Here is a 15,917-nt window from a genome sequence, read left to right on the forward strand (position 1 = left end):
CGTTCCCGCCGGTCGCCCCGTGGGCGCGGGGTGTTCCTTCCCCGGGGCCCGGCCCTGTTCCGGTCACCCGTTCCGGCCCTCGTGCCGGCGGGTGACCGGCTTCGTTTCCGCTCGTTTCACCGGGCGTGGAACAGCAGCCGACACCTTCCCGCAAGGACAGCGCCCCCGAGGACCGCGTCACCGGCCACGACCCCGCGAGGGGCCCGGACGGCCCGGACGGGGTGGACGTCGAGGAGGCCGAGGCGGCACTGGTGGCGCACTATCCGCGGCTGGTGCGGCTGGCGTATCTGGTGCTGCCGCCCGGCGGTGGCCGGGGCCGCCGGGTGCGCGCCGCGCACGCCGTGGCGCAGCGGGCCCTGCCGCGCCGCCGTACCGGTGCCGACGTGGTGCCGCTGCCCGGCCCGCGCGGCGCCCCGGAGGCGGACGGCCCCGGGTACGCGGTGCTGCGGGTCCAGGTGGTGCGTCAGGCGCTGGCGGTGGCGGGCGGCCGGTGGCGCCGGCCGGGGCCGTTGCCGCAGGTGTGGGGGGTGCGGCTGACGCCGCGGCCGGGCGGGGCGGCGGAGTTGTCCCTGGAGAGGGAACTGGCCCAGCTGTCGGCGGCGGGGCGCGCGGCGTACGTCCTGCGCTCCCTGGAACGGCTGGCGCCGGAGGAGGTCCTGCGGACGCTGGCGGCCGCGGGGGTGCGCGACCCGGAGGTCGCGGTGGTGGAGGCGGACGAGGTGACGGCTCCCGGTACGGTGCGGGGCCGTTCGCTGCTGGAGTCGCCGGAGTTCGACGCGTGTGCGCTCCAGGCCCGGCCGACCGATCTGCTCCGCCGGCGGCAGCACGGCCGGGCGTTGCTGGTGGCGGGCGTCGCGGTGGTGGTGTGCGGGGCGCTGCTGGGGCTGCCGGGGCAGGGCTGGGGGCCGCAGGGGGCGGCGGCCCCGCCGTACGCGGAGAACGCGGCGGCGCGGGCGGCGATGGATCCGGCGCGGCTGACGGTGTCGTCGCCGGTGGCGTGGAAGTCGGCGGCGCGGGAGGACTTCGCGGCCTGGCCGGCGCGGGGTGACCGTACCGGCGACAAGGCGCTGCTGCGGCGGGCGCTGGCGGTGTGGGCGCGGCCGGGGCCGCAGGTGAAGGTGGCGGCGACGCCCGGGACGGCGACGGGTCCGGCGGCCGGGCCCGCGCAGTTGCTGTTCGCCGGGACGGTGGACCACGCGGCGGTGGTGCTGCTCCACGACGGGCAGCGGCTGGTGCGGTACGCGGAGGCGGCGGACGGTTCGACGGACGCGGGCGCGGCGCTGGACTTCGCGCGGACGGACGGGGCGCAGGACGCGTCGGCCGCCGCGCTGGTGGTGAGCCGTACGGCCCGTAACGTCCGCTATCTGACGGCTCCGTGGGCGTCGTCGGTGCGGCTGGTGGATCTGCTGAAGCCGGGGGCGTCCGGGGAGCGGCTGGCCGTGGACGCGCAGGGGGTGAGCGCCCCGGCGCCGTCACCCGGCCCGTCCGGCGGGTGCGATTCCTGGCCGGCGCTGCGGACGGACGGGGCGCTGCTGACCGATCTGGGGGAGACGACCCCGGCACGGTTGACGTACGGGACGCCACAGGCGCCGGGCGCGGTGGACGGTCCGGAGGGGCGGACGGCGTGGGCGCGGACGGCGTGTCAGCTTCCGGCGTTGCGGGGGCTGGGTGTGCGGTCGGTGAACGCGTGGCCGTTCGCCCGGCAGGCGCTGCCGGGCGGGGCGGGCACCGCGTCGTGGCTGTGCGCGCGGGCGGAGACCTGGCGGGGCCCGGGGAGCCGGACGCTGGCGGTGTTCCAGGGCCCGGCGCCGGCCGGGCAGCCGTACGCGACGGGCGCGGTGGCGGCGGCCGCCGAAGGCGGTACGGCGTGCGGCCCCCGGGGCCCGCGGGTGCTGGCCGGGGCGCTGTGGAAGTCCGGGAACGGGACGTGGTGGCTGCTGGCCGCCGGGAGCCGGGACGTGACGTCGATCGCGGCGACCGGCGGCGTCCGGGGCGGGGCCCCGGGGCGCCTGCTGACCTTGCGCGTCCCCGCGGGCAGCCACGCCCAACTGACGGGCCGCCTGCACAACGGCGACCGCATCGCCGGGCTGGGCTGAGCCGGAACGGCGGCGGGGGCGGGTCCTGGGAGCGTTCCGCGTTCCAGGGCCCGCCCCTTTCGGGTTCGGGTACAGGGCCCTGGAACGGGGACGGCCTCCATGGAATGCGGGCGGGCCTGCACGGGACGCGGAACGGCTCCTGGGAATGCGGGACGCTCCCCCGCGGCGTGCACGTCGTCCCGTACGGGATACCGGCGGGCCCTGGAACGTCCTGCCCCCAAGGCGCGGGCGGCCCCCTGGAACGCGGAGCTGTTCCGTACCGGCTGCGGGCAGTCCCGTACGGAACCCGGGCCGGCAGGGGATACGGCCGTTCCGTTCGGGGCGCCGCGGCGTTCCGTTCGGAACGGCGGGCGGTCCCGCACCGGACGGCTTGCGCCCCGTACCGGGCAGGGCCTTGGGCGGAGGTGTCCCGGGAGGGGGCGTGCGGGGCGCCGCGTTCCCGGGATTTTCCCTGTGCGAGGGGTATTGACGGCGCCTTACCGACCAGTACATTGACGCCATGTCTAACAAGGCGTCGTCGCGGCCCGGAGCGGCCGCTCAGGAACATGTGCCGCTGAAGGCCCGCAACGTCGCGTTCGACTGGGCCGGCACCCCGCTCCACTGGGTGCCCGGAGATCCGTCCACCACCCACACCATCAACGTGCTGCACCTGCTGCTGCCCGCCGGGGAGCGCTGGTTCGTCCACGTCTACAAGCAGGCGTTGCCGCTGATCCGGGACGCCCGGCTGCGCGAGGACGTCCTCGGGTTCATCGGGCAGGAGGCGATGCACTCGCAGGCGCACGACGGGGTGCTGCCGCATCTGCGGGCGCAGGGGCTGGACCCGGAGCCGTACACCGCGCAGGTGGACTGGTTCTTCGAGAAGCTGCTCGGGGACCGGACGCTGCCGCCGGGACGGCCGCGCGCGTGGTGGCTGCGGGAGCGGATCGCGCTGATCGCGGCGATCGAGCACTACACCGCGTTCCTCGGCGACTGGGTGCTCAACGCCGAGGCGCTGGACGCGAAGGGCGCCGACCCGGTGATGCTGGATCTGCTGCGCTGGCACGGTGCGGAGGAGGTCGAGCACCGGTCGGTCGCCTACGAGCTGTTCCTGCACGTCGACGGCGGCTACCGGCGCCGGGCCCGCACCTGGGCGCTGGCCTTCGGCGCGCTGGTCTTCCTGTGGCAGCGCGGGATCCGTTTCTTCATGGAGAACGATCCGACGCTGCGCGACGGCAAGGCGTCGGCGCGGGAGTTCTGGCGCGGCGGGCGGGAGGGCGTACTGCCGGAGCCGGGCGCGATGCTGCGGTCCATCCCGCAGTACCTGAGCCCGTCGTACCACCCCTCGCACCACGGCAGCACCGCGCAGGCCGCGGCCTACCTCGCCCATTCCCCCGCCGCGGTCGCGGCCGAGGCCGGCTCCCCCGGAGGTTCCTGAGATGCCCGTCGTCACCCGTCCCCGTGCCGTACGGACCGCGCTGGCAGCGGGCGGTGTGGCCGCGGCGCTGTTGGCGCGCGGTGCGCTGCGCCGCCGGATCCGGCGCTCGCCGCTGTGGCCGATGCCCGCGCTGGAGGAGCCGGTGTCGGGCCGGGGCGGCGGCCGGGGCGCCGGGGCGCTGCGGCTGCGGGTCGCGGAGCGCACCGAGGCGGCCGAGGGTGTGGTGGCGCTGCGGCTGACCGGCGCGGGGCTGCCGGGCTGGGAGCCGGGCGCGCACCTCGATCTGGTGCTGCCGTCGGGCACCGTACGGCAGTACTCGCTGTGCGGGGATCCGGCGGACCCGGACTCGTACACCGTCGCGACGCGGCTGATCGCGGACGGCCGGGGCGGTTCGCGGGAGGTGCACGAGGCGCTGCGGGAGGGCGTGGAGGTGGAGGTGCGCGGGCCGCGCAACCGCTTCCCGCTCGCCGACGCGCACGCCTATCTCTTCATCGCGGGCGGGATCGGCGTCACCCCGCTGCTGCCGATGGTGCGGCAGGCGGAGGCCGAGGGGGTGCCGTGGCGGATGGTGTACGCGGGGCGTTCGCGGGCGTCGATGCCGTTCCTGGCGGAGCTGGAGAAGCTGGCGGGCGGTGAGCGGTTGACGGTGGTGGCCGAGGACACCGACGGACGGCCGGATCTGGCGGCGGCGCTGGCCGGTGCGCCGCCGCACGCCGCGGTGTACTGCTGCGGCCCGGATCCGCTGATGGACGCGGTGGCGGCGTTGTTGCCCGAGGGGCCGGAGGGGCTGACGCTGCACACCGAACGGTTCGCGCCCGCCGCGCCCGGGGAGACCGTCGGGGACGCGCCGTTCGAGGTGGAACTGCGGCGCACCGGCCGGACGGTGACGGTGGAGCCGGGCACCAGTGTGCTGCGGGCCATCCGTGAGCAGGCGCTGCCCGATCTGCCGTACTCCTGCGAGCAGGGCTTCTGCGGAACGTGCCAGCAACGGGTCCTGGCGGGCGAGGTGGACCACCGCGACGAACTGCTGACCGACGCGGAACGCGACGACTCGCTGCTGATCTGCGTGTCCCGGGCGCGGGGGGCGTCACTGACCCTGGACCTGTGAGCCGGACGCGGCGCGCGCCCCGGCCGTCAGGGCTTGACGCCGTGACGGCAGGGGCGCGCACCGCGGGACGGAGCGGAACGCGGAACGGACGGAACGGCCGGGACGCACCGCGGGACGGGGTGGAACGGCGGAACGCCGGGTGACGGTGACGGGTGGAACGGCTGGAACGGCGTCCCGTCGGTTCCGGTGCGGCCGTGACCGGCCTCGCCTTCACCTCTTTCCCGGCACGTCCTCCCTCTTCCCGGCGGCGTCGTCGACACCGTCCAGGTAGGCGAGCATCTGGGTGTTGACCTCGTCGGCGTGGTCGATCTGCGGGCCGTGGCCGGTATGTTCCAGGATCACGGCGCGGGTGCCGGGGACGAGCCGCGGGACGCGTTCCACCTGCCGTTCGGGGTGGAGGAGGAGGCTGCGCCGGCCGAGCACCAGGTGCAGCGGGGTGCGCACGGTGCGCAGTTCGTCGTCGGTGAGCGGTACGGGTGCCGGGCGGCGGATGCGGTGGGCGCGGACGCCGGTCCGCGCCATGGTGCGCAACTCGGGGACGACGAGGACCGGTTGGTCCAGCCAGGCGGCGAGGCGCGGGCGGAGCGCCGCGGGGGCGGCGGTCGCGAAGAGGCTCACGAAGATCCAGAGGAAGAAGCGCAGCCCCACCTTCTCCAGCCCGCCCGGGTCGAGGAGGGTCGCGGAGGCGAGGCGTCCGGGCCGCCGGTGCGCCATGTTGAGGGCGAGCCAGCCGCCGTACGAGGAGCCGATGAGGTGGACGCGGTCGAGTCCGAGTCCGGCGAGCGTCTCGTCCAGCCACCGGGCGGCGTCCTGAGGCCGGTGGAGCGGGGCGCGGTGGACGCTGCGGTTGGCGTCACCCGGGGTTTCGAGCGCGTAGACGGTGCGCTTGGCGGCGAGCGCCGGGGTGTTCGGGTACCACATGGCGGCGCAGCCCCCGGCGCCGTGCAGCAGGACGACCGGGGTGCGGGCGGCGGCGCGGGCGGCGGCCGCGGTGCCCTCCTGCGGGCCGTACCGGTAGACGTGGGTGGTCCCGAAGTCCGTCTCCACGTCGTACTCGGCGCGGGCGGGGGCGCCCAGCGCGTGGACCGCGTCGCAGGCGGCGAAGTGCCGTTCGCGCAGGGCGTCGTTGACGTAGCGGCCGATGTCGGCCGGGGGACGGGTGGTGTCGGGCACGGGGCACCTCCTGGAGCCTCGGTTTCGTGATACGACCGTACCACGTTGGTGATACGGCGGTACCATGAAAAGTCCGGGCGGCGAACGGCCCGGCAGAGCGGCCGACCCGAGGAGCACCGATGCCCAAGCGCGTGGACCACGACGAGCGGCGCGCCGAGATCGGCCGGGCCCTCGTCCGGGTCGCGGCCCGCCGCGGGCTGCACGCCGTCGGCCTGCGCGACGTCGCCGCCGAGGCGGGCATCTCCCTCCGCCTGGTGCAGTACTACTTCCAGACCAAGGAGAACCTCCTCCTCCACGGATTCCAGCAGCTGACCGAGGAGTTCGGGGCACGGGTCGGCGCGCGCCTCCGGGCGGCCGGCGAGAACCCCGGGCCGCGCGCGGTCATCGAGACGCTGCTGTTGACCTCGCTCCCCACCGACGAGGAGAGCCGCGCCTTCCACCTCGTCCTCACCTCGTACACACTGCTCGCCGTGACCGACGAGGCGCTCGCCGCCCAGCCCTACCTCCAGCGCCCGGCCGCCGCCGAGGACGCCGTGACCGGACTGCTCGACCGGGCCCGGGAGACCGGACTGCTTCCCGCGGACACCGACACCCGGACCGAGGCGGTCGCCCTTCTCGCGATGACCGCCGGGCTGGGGACGAGCATCCTGGCAGGCCAGCGCAGTCCGGAGGCGGCCATCGCGACCCTCCGGCATCAACTGGACCGCATCTTCCGGGCGCCTCGGGCGAGTTGACGCACCGCGGCGAGGCGCCGCCCCGCCCCACGAGAACGCGCCACCTCGCAGGTCACATACGCGCCACCTCCCGCACATCGATTGACTTTCGATGGAAACCCATCGATATTCGATACATGCACCGAGTTCTCATCGTCGCACTCCGGGCCGTCATCGCCATGGCGATCCTGTTCGGCCTGTTCGCTCAGTTCGTGATCATCCCGGGCGCCGCAGCCGAGGAGGTCGACCACTTCCCGCCGTACGCCCCGTTCGCCGTGCCGTACGTGGCGATAGCGATCGCCGGGGTGGCCTGCGTCCAGGTGGGACTCGTCGCCACATGGCGGCTGCTCGCCATGGTGCGGCGGGACGCGCTCTTCACCCCGCGGGCCTTCCGCTGGGTCGACATCATCATCGGCGCCTCCGTCGTGGCCACTCTCCTGGCGGCGGGGGTGACCGGGCATCTGGCGCTGGCCTCCATACCTTCGCCCGATGACGGCATGGAGGTCATCGGCGCGCTGGGCGCCGCCCTCGCCGCCGTCGGAGTGGGGGGCGCCTTCGCCATGCTGGTCGTCGTCATGCGGGGCCTGCTGCACAAGGCGACGGAGCTGCAGCGCGAGATGGCCGAGGTCATCTGATGGCGATCATCGTCGACCTCGACGTCCAACTCGCCCGCCGGGGCCTCTCGGTGGGCGAGTTCGCCGCCGCCGTCGGCATCACCCCCGCCAACATCGCCGTCCTGAAGAACGGCCGCGCGAAGGCCGTACGGTTCACCACCCTCGACGCGATCTGCCGGGTGCTGGAATGCCAGCCGGGAGACGTCCTGCGGTGGGTGCCGGACGAGGAGGAGAGGTAGCGGCGGATACGGAGAGAAGCCCCGGGGCGGGGCGGGAGGAAGCGGGGGCGCCCGGAGAATGGCGCGGTCGTGGAAGGCGGGGCCACACGGGGGGCTGGGGCTGTCCGGAGCGAGGGGTGGGGAGGGCGGGGGCGGGGGGGGGAGCCCCCGGTGAGGGTTCAGGCCGAGGTGACGCTCATGCCCCGGCGTGCCTTTGAGGATTCAGCCGGTGGGCTGGGGCCGGACGGTGAGGATCTGTTCCGCGTGGCCGACGGGGCCGTGGATGTCGTGCAGGACGCTGCTGGTGACGCCCTGTCCGGCGGGGCCGAAGGTGACGGTGGTGTCCAGGCCGGTCCAGGGGCCCTGGGGCGTGCGGTGCAGATGGACGGTGAGGTCAACGTTGGGGAACATCCACGCGGTGGGGTCCTGCTGTACGGCGATGCCGTTGGCGGGGTCCACGAGGGTGAGGAAGGAGGCGAGTTCGCTGCGCGGCTCGCCGGCGACCAGGTCGACGGTGGACGAGAGCCACGCCGTCGTCCGTCCCTTGCGCCGGCCGGGGACGCGGCGGGCGTCGAGGGAGGCGATGTAGCCGCCGCCCCAGGTGTCGCCCATGGACCACGGTGCGAGGGTGTCGGGGTGCGGGATGGGTTCGAAGGGACTGTCGGCGACTGCCGTGGTGTCGAGGGAGGCGAGGAGCCAGGCGCGGGCGCGGACGACGGGCCGGCCGCCGATCCGCAGGACGGCTTCGAGCAGTTCGATGGTCCGGCCCGGTCGGACCGTCTCCACGGTGACCTCGCACTCCTCGAAGGCGATGCGGCCGAGGATGTCGTAACTGATCCGGGCGAGGGCCATGCCGGGCCCGGGGCGTTCGGCGACGTGCCGGTCGAGGACGTGCGCGAGGAGTCCGGAGACCGGTCCGAAGTGCTGCTCGTCGGGGCTCCAGGCGCCCTGAACGTGGGGCGTCGGCTTGTAGTGGTGCTCGTCGGTGCGCTCGTAGTAGCTCTCGTGTCCGGTGGGGGCGATGGTCACAGGCGATTCTCCTCACGCGGGACAGGTCGTCGACCGGCGCGGGAACCGGCCGGGACGCCCTCCCGGCCGCACCGTCCGGCCCGTGCAAAGGAGCGTAAAGGGCCCGGTGACGCGTGGGCAGGGGCCGTGATCGATTGCACAGGGGCGACGGGCGGGCGGCTCGGGTTCGCCGGGACCGCCCTCCTGGGATGTGACCGTTCCGGGCGCCCGGGTGGGCCCCGGGGACTGCGCCGACGGGGGGTGCGCAGGGCGCCCCGGGGCTCGCCTCGGTGGGGCGGACCCGCTCAGGCCGGTCTGCGGGCCACCGCCGGCAGGCCCCTCGGCTGCCTCTCTCTCCTCCCCGCAGCTGCACCCCGTCACCGCTCCACGCGGTCGCGACAGTATGCGGCTCACCCCTAACTCAGCTGGCCTGCAAGACAGTTGGGCACGCGCCTTCTGATCTGCCGCGTACTCGTGCGGGTTCCCGGCCGTTCAATTCGGCTCGCCCCAACCTGTTCGCAAGGTCTTACGCAAGGGATTGCAAGGGTGTTACGTTCGCCGGCGAGCCCCGGTCCGTCCGGTCGGAGGCCCGGGTGCCCCCGTGGTCCGGGTCCACGCGCCCGGCCGGGCGGGCCGGTGGCGCGGGCCCCGCACCGTGGCGGCGCAGCAGCTCCGGTGCGTCGGGGCTTGGGGCGTCCGGGGCTCCGGAAAAAGGTTTGCTGTGGTCGTTCCGGCTCGGATAGATGTGTCTGCGGCCTGCCCGCAGGTGTGGCCGATGACCAGGGCATGGAACGACCAGGCCACGGAAGGAGGAGGCAGGCATGACCGTCGCCGTCACCGCGCCCGCGTCCTCCCGGGATACGCGTTTCCGCTGATCCCGGAGGGCGGGCGCGCCTCGTAGGAGTGCGCCTTGACCATGCACCCGAACCCCCGCAGCGCGGATGGACGTCCGTGCCCGACGCCCGATCCGGGCACCCCTGACACTCCGAGTGCCCGGGGGAATCCGCACGATTCTGGAGATCTGAGCGACCTGACCAGCTCGAATGCCCCTATCGGCCCGGACGGCCCCACTGGGCCGCATGCCCCTGACCGTCCGACCGGTGCCGCCGTTCCGGTGGGCTCCGACGGCTCCCGTGCCTCGGGCGCTCCCGGCTCTTCGGGCCGGGACGGGACGCCATCCGGGGTACGCGGTCCGAACGGGCCGGACAACGGGCCGGACGAGGAGTACGGGCCGGACGACGTGACCGGCCTGACTCTGCGACCTCTGGCCGGTCCCGAAGAGTTGGAACTCTTCTGCCGTCTGCCGTACAGCCTCAATGAGGAGTTGGCGGATGACCTCGCGGAAGGGCGGCGGAAGCTGTCGTGGATGTGGGTGGCGCTGCACGGTGACCGTGTGCTGGCGCGTGTCGCCTGGTGGTCGCGGCCGGGTGATGCCGTCCCGGCGCTTCTGGACATCTTCGATCTCGACGACTCGGCCGCCGGTCCGGACGGTTCCGGGGCGGGCGCCGTGGGCCCTGACCCGTTCGACGCGGGGGTGCGGCTGCTGCGCGCGGCGTTGCCCGTCGTGTTGCCGGACGGGGCGCGGCCCGAGTATCTCCGTTCCGTCCTGCCCGACTGGCGTGCGGACCGGGTGGAACGGCAGGCGGTGGAGAGCCGCATGGCGGCGCTGGAACGGACCGGTGCCCGGTTGTTCGTCGAGCGGCTGCGCTGGGAGTGGACGCCGCAGGTTGCCGGCGCGTCGCATGCCGTGGAACGTGCCGGTGCCGCGTCTCGGGACGGGGAACGGGACGTTCCCGGAGCGCAGGGCCCGGGACGCCGCGCCGCCGCGCCCGGGGCCCTGGAACGGGGTGCCCTGGCGGCGTGCGGCGCCGCGCGGCAGGACTCGCCCGCGAGCTGCGATGCCGTGCGGCGGGGGCGGCCCGCGTCCCCCGGAGTGGTGCCCGCCGCCGCGCTTTCCTTCAGGCCGCCCCGGGATCGTGAAGAGTTGCTGGCGTTGATGGCGTCGGTGCTGGAGGGCACGTTGGACGCGCACAGCCGCGCCGCGTTGGGGCTGATGTCCGCGCGTGAGGCGGCGGTGCGGCAGTACGGGGAAGAGTTGGTGCGGTACCGGAGTCCGCGGGAGTGGTGGCGGGTCGGGGTGCTGCCCGGTGGTGAGCCGGTCGGGTTCGTGATTCCGGCGCACAACGGCTATCACGCGATCATCGCGTATCTGGGGGTGGCGCCCGCGTACCGGGGCAACGGGTACGCGGACGCGCTGCTCGGCGAGGGCACCCGGGTGCTGGACGGGCAGGGTGTGCCGCGTGTGCGGGCGGCCACCGATCTCGGGAACGTCCCGATGTCGGATACGTTCCGGCGTGCCGGATACCGCGTTATCGGGGGTCGTATCGATATGACGTGGGAGTGACTCGCCCTGCTCTGTGCCCCGCGCCCTCGTTCCCGGTGGCCGTTACGGCTGTTTCCGGGCCGGTTTCCGGGAGCGGGGTGCCCGCCTCCCCTCTCCCGCTCCCCCGCTCCTGTGCGGAACGGCCGCCTCTGCCCCTGGAACAGGCGGGCGGCTTCAGATCCGGAACAGCGGCTTCTGTTCCTGGAACGGGTGCGGCTACTGGTTCCGGGACAGGCCCCTCACCTCCTGGGACGGACGGCCCCTTCTTCGGAATGGCCAACTCTTCGGCCCTGGAACGAACGACCCTCCACTCCGACCTTGGAACGGAACGACATGAGTACCTGGATCACTCGCGCCGAGACGCCGGCCGATATTTCCGCCGTCCGTGACATCAACCTCGCCGCCTTTCCCACCCCTGACGAGGCGGGGATCGTCGACGCGTTGCGTGCCGATCCCTCGGCGTGGCTCGACGGGTTGTCGTTCGTGGCGCTGACGCCGGACGGGGCGCCGGTGGGGCATGCGCTGCTGACCCGTTGTCATGTCGAGGGGCGGCCGGCGCTGGCGCTCGCGCCGTGTGCGGTGGTGCCGTCGGCGCAGCGGTCCGGTGCCGGGTCGGCGGTGATCCGTGCGGCGCTGGAGGCGGCCCGCGCCCGGGGCGAGAACCTCGTCCTGGTCCTCGGCCATGCCTCGTACTACCCGCGTTTCGGGTTCGTGCCCGCGTCCCGCTTCGGCATCCGCGCGCCGTTCGAGGTGCCGGACGAGGCGATGATGGCGCTCGCCCTGGACCCGGAGGCGCCGGTTCCGTCGGGGACGATCCGGTATCCGGCGGCGTTCGGAGTCTGAGACACGGGGCACGGCGGGACGCGGGGAACGGCGGGACGCGGGGAACGGCGGGACGCCGGAAGGCCGGAGTGCGGGGACGGGGTGGGACGCGCGGCCCGAGGGCGTCCCACGCCTCGCCGTCCAGCCCGATCCGCACCCGCACCCGCACCCGCACCCGCACCCGCACCCGCACCCGCACCCGCACCCGCACCGACCAACTCCGGTCGAAGAAACGAGTGTTACGGCCATTTCGGTGGTGGGAGCCGGGGCTGCCTCTGGTTCTTGCGGTGCGTGGTCGGGGCCGTTCGCGGTGTGCGTTCCAGGGCCTGGCGTCGTTTGCCGGCCGCGTTTCTCCCGATGGCGGGAGGGGCGCGGCCGGAATGCGTCTGTCTCCGGGGCTCTAGTGGCCGTTCTCCGGGCCGGGTTCGCCGACGGAGAGGAGATGGACGGTCCGGCGGCCGTCGGGAGTGGTGTAGTCGACGCGGTCGCCGGCTTCGTGGCCGAGGAGGGCCTGGCCGAGGGGGCTGTCGGTGGTGATGAGGGTGGGGTCGCGCTCGGATGACAGGAGTGCGAGGTGGAGGGTGGCGCGGTCGCCGTCGGGGAAGCGCACGGTGACGGTGCTGCCTGTGCCGACCGCGTTGACGGAGGGCAGGCCCGCGCGTTCACCGTCGCGCAGCCGTTGGGTGATCTCGTCGATGCGGACCTTGATGTGGGTGGCCTCGTCGATGCGTTCCGACTCGTTGGCGTCGTCGCCGCGGTCACCCGCCTGGTCGGAGTCCTGCGGGGCCGGGGCGTCGGTGGCGCGGGCGGCGCGCAGGGCGTCGCGTTCCCGTTCCAGCGCGCGGCGTTCGGCGGCGCTGATCGGTTCGGGTTCCTGACTCATTCCAGCTCCGTACCTCTGACCTGCACGTATGTCGGCTCGTCGGCGCGTTCCGGGTTCGCCCGTGCGTATCTTGGGCTTACCCGCACGAGTGGGACGGTGCCTACGGTTTTCCCGCGTGTCTCCGTGCTCGGCGGTGGTGCCGGTGTCCGCGAGGGCCGGCGTGCTCACCCTTCGTAGTCGGAGGGCGGGTAGGGGTTCCGTTGCTTCCGGGAGGCGGCGTTCCGGGGGAGGTCGCCTCGGTCGGCTTCGCGTTCCACCTCGGCCCGTTCCTCGGCGTAGCCGGTGGCGTCGTCCTTTCCGGCGTCGTGGGGGAGGCCCGCTTCGCGGCGGTCCTCCTCGGTGCGGCGTTCGGCCTGCCGTTCGTCGGGGCGCCGGGGCATGCCGCGTCCGTGGCCGGCGTCCGGGTCGCCCTCGACCGCCTTGTTCGACTTGTGGTGGTGTCCCACTGCGCCCTCCTCGTCGGCTGCGGAGGCCGGGCCTCGTACGCGCCCGGCCTCGGGAAATGCGCTGTTCCCAGGATCGCCGGGGTGGCGGAGGAGTGCATGTCGGGGCGGGGCGCCGGGCGGAGTCCCGGCCCTTACCGTGTCCGGCCCGCGCCCGCGCCCCGGGCGAGGCGCGCCCGGACCTGCCGCGCGTCCCACGCGCCGTACACCGCGTGCGGTCAGGCAGATGACGGTTCCGGGGCGGCCGGGCGGGCGAAGGCTCGTGCCGCCAGTCCGAAGAGCACGCCGCCGAGCAGGAACCAGGGGTTCCAGAGGAGCAGTGTCCACCAGCGTTGTTCCGGGCTGATCTGGATGGCGGGGCCCGCGGCGCCGGTGAGCAGCAGGAACTGGAGGGCCGCGCCGCGCACGAGCAGGACGGCGCAGGCGGACCAGCCCAGGGCGGTGAGCAGGCGTCCCGGCGTAACGGGCGGGCGGGGGCCGGTGAGGCGCCATCCCAGGGCGGCGCCGGTCAGGCAGACCGCACCGACTCCCCACAGGCCCAGCGCCACGAACCAGCCGGGTCGTTCCTCGGCGAGCGGTCCGGCGGAGACGGCCAGTCCGCGGCTGCCGCCGAGGGCCCAGTAGAGGTGGAGGGCGGCGAAGGCCACCGCCCAGCCGCATGCCAGTCGTCCCCAGATCCGCGTCATCACGTCCCCCGTGTCGTCGGCTTCACCGTGAGGATGCCAGGGCCGTGGCCGTCGGCGGCACGGTTCTTCCGCATCCGGTCACGTACGGGCTACGGGCCCGCGCGGCCACGGCAGGTTCTACGCGGTCAACCGGCTGGCCAGGACCTCCCGAGCGCGGCGGCGCGTGTACGTGACGGAGTCGTCAGGGGCTTCGGGGTCCACGAGGGACAGGCGGCCCACGACCAGTGTGCTGTGGCCGTAGACGGGTTTGGCGGGTTCGCCGGTGCCGTCCACGTCCAGGGACCATGTTGCGTCGCGGAGGTCCAGCGACCCCGGTTTGGGAACGACCCGGCTGCTCCAGCCCAGGCACAGCACCCATTCCGTGGGCTGCGCCGCGTGGCGGGCGGCGATGTCCATCAGGTGTACGTCCGGTACCTCCGGCAGCGGGAGGTATCCGACGACCGCGGTGTCGCCGAAGCGCCCCGTCGTCGCGTACGCCGCCACGCCGAACGCGTCCGGCCACATGTGCAGCAGCGGAAAGACCGACACCCGGCCGGTGCCGCCGATCGTCTTCGCCATGGAACTCCCTTACGCAGCAGCGGACTTGGCGCCGGATGTCCGGCGCGGAACCTGCCCAACGGCGGGAGCGGCGGAGGGGTTATCGCCGCGCGCGGGGAGATCACAGCGTCACCTCCGCGCGGACGATCTTGCCGACGCCGGGGCGGTCGGCGACCTCCCAGTGGTCGGCGCACGCGTTGACGAGGAGGAGGCCGCGCCCCGATTCGGCGTACGGGGCGGGTGGGCGCAGGGCGTCCGGGCCGGGCGGGCGGGCCTCGGTGCGGGTGTCGGCGACCTCGATGCGCAGCCGGTCGCGTCCGGCGGGACCGGCGGTGAGGGTGAGGCGGAGTTCGAAGTCGCGGCCCGGTACGCGGCCGTGGAGGACGGCGTTGGCGGCGAGTTCGGCGACGAGCAGGGTGGCGGTGTCGGACCGTTCGCTGCCGTACGGGGTGCCCCAGGCGTCGAGTTGGGCTGCGGCCAGTCGCCGGGCGAGGCGGGCGCCGCGCCGGGTGGCGCTGAAGCGTTGCGCGAACATACGCGCGGTGACGGGAGCGGGGGCCACGGGGGTGGCGGGTGAGGCGTGCATATGCCCAAGTTGGCGCGGTGCGCACGGCGTTGACCAGCACTTGGGCCCGTACGCTTGGTCAGCGTACGGGTGCGGAGAGTGGACAGTACGGGTAACCGACCGTGAGCATGGCCGAGTTGGCCGGAGGGGCGCGCACACAGCGGAGGTGCCGGAATGGCAGGGAACACGGGCGGCAGCGAGCCGGAATCCACGGACAGCCTCAAGGCGTTCGGCGCGGCAGTCAAGGCGTTCCGGGAACGGGCCGGGCTGACGCAGGAGCAGCTGGCACCGCTGGTGGGGTTCTCGGTCCAGATGGTGGCGTCGATCGAGCAGGGGCGGCGACTGCCGCCATCGGACTTCATCGCGCGGGCCGAGGAAGTGCTGAACGCGTTCGGTGTGCTGCGGGCGATGGCCCGGCATCTCTCCCGGAGGCCGGGCCTGGCGTCCTGGTTCCGCCAGTGGGCGGATCTGGAGGAGCAGGCAGTCAGCCTGTACACGTACGAGTGCCGTTTGGTCCCGGGGCTGTTGCAGACGGAGGCGTACGCACGGGTCCTCTTCGAGCAGCGAATCCCGCATCTGACTGACGAACAGGTGGAGATGCAGATGGCTGTCCGACTGGAACGGCAGAAGCTACTCAGGGACAGGCCCAATACGGCTTTCAGCTTCATCGTGGACGAGCACGTCTTCCGGCGTCAGACCGGCGGGCCAGAGACGACTCGATGGCTCATCGACTACGTGTTGGAATGCGCCCGACTGCGCAACGTGGAGATTCAAGTAATGCCTTTGGATCGGGGCGTTCACCCTGGCATCAACGGACCAATGCAGCTGTTGGAGTCCCCCGACAACCAGTGGTTCGCCTACTGCGAAGGCCAGGAGAGTGGCCAGTTCATCTCCGATACGAAGACGATCAGCACGCTTCACATGCGCTATGCGAAACTGCGCTCGCAGGCTCTCACCCCGGAAGACTCACTGAGCCTGTTGAAGCAGATTCGAGGAGCGCTTTGAACACCACCCGACTGACTTGGTTCAAGAGCAGCTACAGCGGTTCTTCCGGCGATAGCTGCGTCGAAGTGGCCCTCTCCTGGCACAAGTCCAGCTACAGCAGTGGGGACTCCGGCGACTGCGTAGAAATCGCCCCCTGCCCCACCACCATCCACATCCGCGACTCCAAGGACAAGGACGGCCCTCAGCTGGCCGTCGCGCCCACGGCCTGGGCCGCCTTCGTCGCGTACGCGGCGCACGAGGGCTGACGCG

17 protein-coding genes are annotated in these 15,917 nt (G+C 73.6%); 10 read left to right on the forward strand and 7 right to left on the reverse strand.

What is annotated here, in order from left to right; translation table 11 throughout:
* Positions 1-125 precede the first annotated feature (125 nt).
* The 3 genes from ACZ4M8_RS01745 to ACZ4M8_RS01755 all read left to right on the forward strand — a co-directional run bounded on the left by ACZ4M8_RS01745 (position 126) and on the right by ACZ4M8_RS01755 (position 4,618).
* Complete coding sequence (locus ACZ4M8_RS01745; protein WP_467602479.1) at positions 126-2,096, forward strand: hypothetical protein; 1,971 nt, start codon at positions 126-128, stop codon at positions 2,094-2,096.
* Positions 2,097-2,595: 499 nt separating this feature from the next.
* Entirely contained in the window at positions 2,596-3,510 is a 915-nt protein-coding gene (locus ACZ4M8_RS01750; RefSeq protein WP_467602481.1) for a metal-dependent hydrolase, read from the forward strand.
* Between the two features lies 1 nt (position 3,511).
* Positions 3,512-4,618, forward strand: a complete 1,107-nt coding sequence (locus tag ACZ4M8_RS01755) for a PDR/VanB family oxidoreductase (RefSeq protein WP_467602482.1) — start codon at positions 3,512-3,514, stop codon at positions 4,616-4,618.
* Between the two features lie 210 nt (positions 4,619-4,828).
* Here ACZ4M8_RS01755 and ACZ4M8_RS01760 read toward each other — a convergent pair whose 3' ends face one another.
* Positions 4,829-5,791, reverse strand: coding sequence for an alpha/beta fold hydrolase (locus ACZ4M8_RS01760; RefSeq protein ID WP_467602484.1), 963 nt, complete (start codon positions 5,789-5,791; stop codon positions 4,829-4,831).
* Positions 5,792-5,910: 119 nt separating this feature from the next.
* On the opposite strand from ACZ4M8_RS01760, the gene ACZ4M8_RS01765 reads away from it, so the two are divergent.
* From ACZ4M8_RS01765 to ACZ4M8_RS01775, 3 genes are all read left to right on the forward strand, one after another.
* On the forward strand, positions 5,911-6,525 hold the full coding sequence (locus ACZ4M8_RS01765) for a TetR/AcrR family transcriptional regulator (protein WP_467602485.1): 615 nt from the start codon (positions 5,911-5,913) through the stop codon (positions 6,523-6,525).
* A gap of 116 nt (positions 6,526-6,641) precedes the next feature.
* Positions 6,642-7,139, forward strand: coding sequence for a DUF2975 domain-containing protein (locus ACZ4M8_RS01770; RefSeq protein ID WP_467602487.1), 498 nt, complete (start codon positions 6,642-6,644; stop codon positions 7,137-7,139).
* Positions 7,139-7,357, forward strand: coding sequence for a helix-turn-helix domain-containing protein (locus tag ACZ4M8_RS01775; RefSeq protein ID WP_467602489.1), 219 nt, complete (start codon positions 7,139-7,141; stop codon positions 7,355-7,357). The genes ACZ4M8_RS01770 and ACZ4M8_RS01775 overlap by 1 nt, the downstream gene beginning before the upstream one ends.
* Before the next feature lie 201 nt (positions 7,358-7,558).
* Here ACZ4M8_RS01775 and ACZ4M8_RS01780 read toward each other — a convergent pair whose 3' ends face one another.
* Entirely contained in the window at positions 7,559-8,365 is an 807-nt protein-coding gene (locus ACZ4M8_RS01780) for a thioesterase family protein (RefSeq protein ID WP_467602491.1), read from the reverse strand.
* 1,219 nt (positions 8,366-9,584) lie between these two features.
* On the opposite strand from ACZ4M8_RS01780, the gene ACZ4M8_RS01785 reads away from it, so the two are divergent.
* Both ACZ4M8_RS01785 and ACZ4M8_RS01790 read left to right on the forward strand, forming a co-directional pair.
* Positions 9,585-10,748 (forward strand): GNAT family N-acetyltransferase, encoded by a 1,164-nt coding sequence (locus tag ACZ4M8_RS01785; protein WP_467602493.1) that lies wholly within the window; start codon positions 9,585-9,587, stop codon positions 10,746-10,748.
* A 312-nt stretch (positions 10,749-11,060) separates the two neighbouring features.
* Complete coding sequence (locus ACZ4M8_RS01790; RefSeq protein WP_467602494.1) at positions 11,061-11,570, forward strand: GNAT family N-acetyltransferase; 510 nt, start codon at positions 11,061-11,063, stop codon at positions 11,568-11,570.
* 379 nt (positions 11,571-11,949) lie between these two features.
* Here the strand turns inward: ACZ4M8_RS01790 and ACZ4M8_RS01795 are convergent, their stop codons facing one another.
* The 5 genes from ACZ4M8_RS01795 to ACZ4M8_RS01815 form a co-directional block, all read right to left on the reverse strand.
* Entirely contained in the window at positions 11,950-12,432 is a 483-nt protein-coding gene (locus ACZ4M8_RS01795; protein ID WP_467602495.1) for a GreA/GreB family elongation factor, read from the reverse strand.
* A 164-nt stretch (positions 12,433-12,596) separates the two neighbouring features.
* Entirely contained in the window at positions 12,597-12,878 is a 282-nt protein-coding gene (locus tag ACZ4M8_RS01800; protein WP_467602497.1) for a hypothetical protein, read from the reverse strand.
* 215 nt (positions 12,879-13,093) lie between these two features.
* Positions 13,094-13,561: a DUF3995 domain-containing protein gene (locus tag ACZ4M8_RS01805; protein WP_467602499.1), complete on the reverse strand. Its 468-nt coding sequence runs from the start codon at positions 13,559-13,561 to the stop codon at positions 13,094-13,096.
* A 117-nt stretch (positions 13,562-13,678) separates the two neighbouring features.
* Complete coding sequence (locus ACZ4M8_RS01810; RefSeq protein ID WP_467602500.1) at positions 13,679-14,119, reverse strand: hypothetical protein; 441 nt, start codon at positions 14,117-14,119, stop codon at positions 13,679-13,681.
* 100 nt (positions 14,120-14,219) lie between these two features.
* On the reverse strand, positions 14,220-14,684 hold the full coding sequence (locus ACZ4M8_RS01815) for an ATP-binding protein (protein WP_467602501.1): 465 nt from the start codon (positions 14,682-14,684) through the stop codon (positions 14,220-14,222).
* A gap of 153 nt (positions 14,685-14,837) precedes the next feature.
* On the opposite strand from ACZ4M8_RS01815, the gene ACZ4M8_RS01820 reads away from it, so the two are divergent.
* Both ACZ4M8_RS01820 and ACZ4M8_RS01825 read left to right on the forward strand, forming a co-directional pair.
* The gene (locus ACZ4M8_RS01820) at positions 14,838-15,668 is read left to right on the forward strand and encodes a helix-turn-helix domain-containing protein (RefSeq protein WP_467602502.1); all 831 of its coding nucleotides are present in this window, start codon (positions 14,838-14,840) and stop codon (positions 15,666-15,668) included.
* Entirely contained in the window at positions 15,665-15,913 is a 249-nt protein-coding gene (locus ACZ4M8_RS01825; protein ID WP_467602503.1) for a DUF397 domain-containing protein, read from the forward strand. The genes ACZ4M8_RS01820 and ACZ4M8_RS01825 overlap by 4 nt, the downstream gene beginning before the upstream one ends.
* Positions 15,914-15,917 lie beyond the last annotated feature (4 nt).

The organism is Streptomyces sp. NPDC027185, assembly GCF_055567035.1.

Coding starts and splice junctions, on each gene's coding strand:
- ACZ4M8_RS01750 (WP_467602481.1), top strand. CDS start 2,596: ATGTCTAACAAGGCGTCGTCGCGGCCCGGAGCGGCCGCTCAGGAACAT.
- ACZ4M8_RS01755 (WP_467602482.1), top strand. CDS start 3,512: ATGCCCGTCGTCACCCGTCCCCGTGCCGTACGGACCGCGCTGGCAGCG.
- ACZ4M8_RS01765 (WP_467602485.1), top strand. CDS start 5,911: ATGCCCAAGCGCGTGGACCACGACGAGCGGCGCGCCGAGATCGGCCGG.
- ACZ4M8_RS01770 (WP_467602487.1), top strand. CDS start 6,642: ATGCACCGAGTTCTCATCGTCGCACTCCGGGCCGTCATCGCCATGGCG.
- ACZ4M8_RS01775 (WP_467602489.1), top strand. CDS start 7,139: ATGGCGATCATCGTCGACCTCGACGTCCAACTCGCCCGCCGGGGCCTC.
- ACZ4M8_RS01790 (WP_467602494.1), top strand. CDS start 11,061: ATGAGTACCTGGATCACTCGCGCCGAGACGCCGGCCGATATTTCCGCC.
- ACZ4M8_RS01795 (WP_467602495.1), bottom strand. CDS start 12,432: ATGAGTCAGGAACCCGAACCGATCAGCGCCGCCGAACGCCGCGCGCTG.
- ACZ4M8_RS01805 (WP_467602499.1), bottom strand. CDS start 13,561: ATGACGCGGATCTGGGGACGACTGGCATGCGGCTGGGCGGTGGCCTTC.
- ACZ4M8_RS01810 (WP_467602500.1), bottom strand. CDS start 14,119: ATGGCGAAGACGATCGGCGGCACCGGCCGGGTGTCGGTCTTTCCGCTG.
- ACZ4M8_RS01815 (WP_467602501.1), bottom strand. CDS start 14,684: ATGCACGCCTCACCCGCCACCCCCGTGGCCCCCGCTCCCGTCACCGCG.
- ACZ4M8_RS01820 (WP_467602502.1), top strand. CDS start 14,838: ATGGCAGGGAACACGGGCGGCAGCGAGCCGGAATCCACGGACAGCCTC.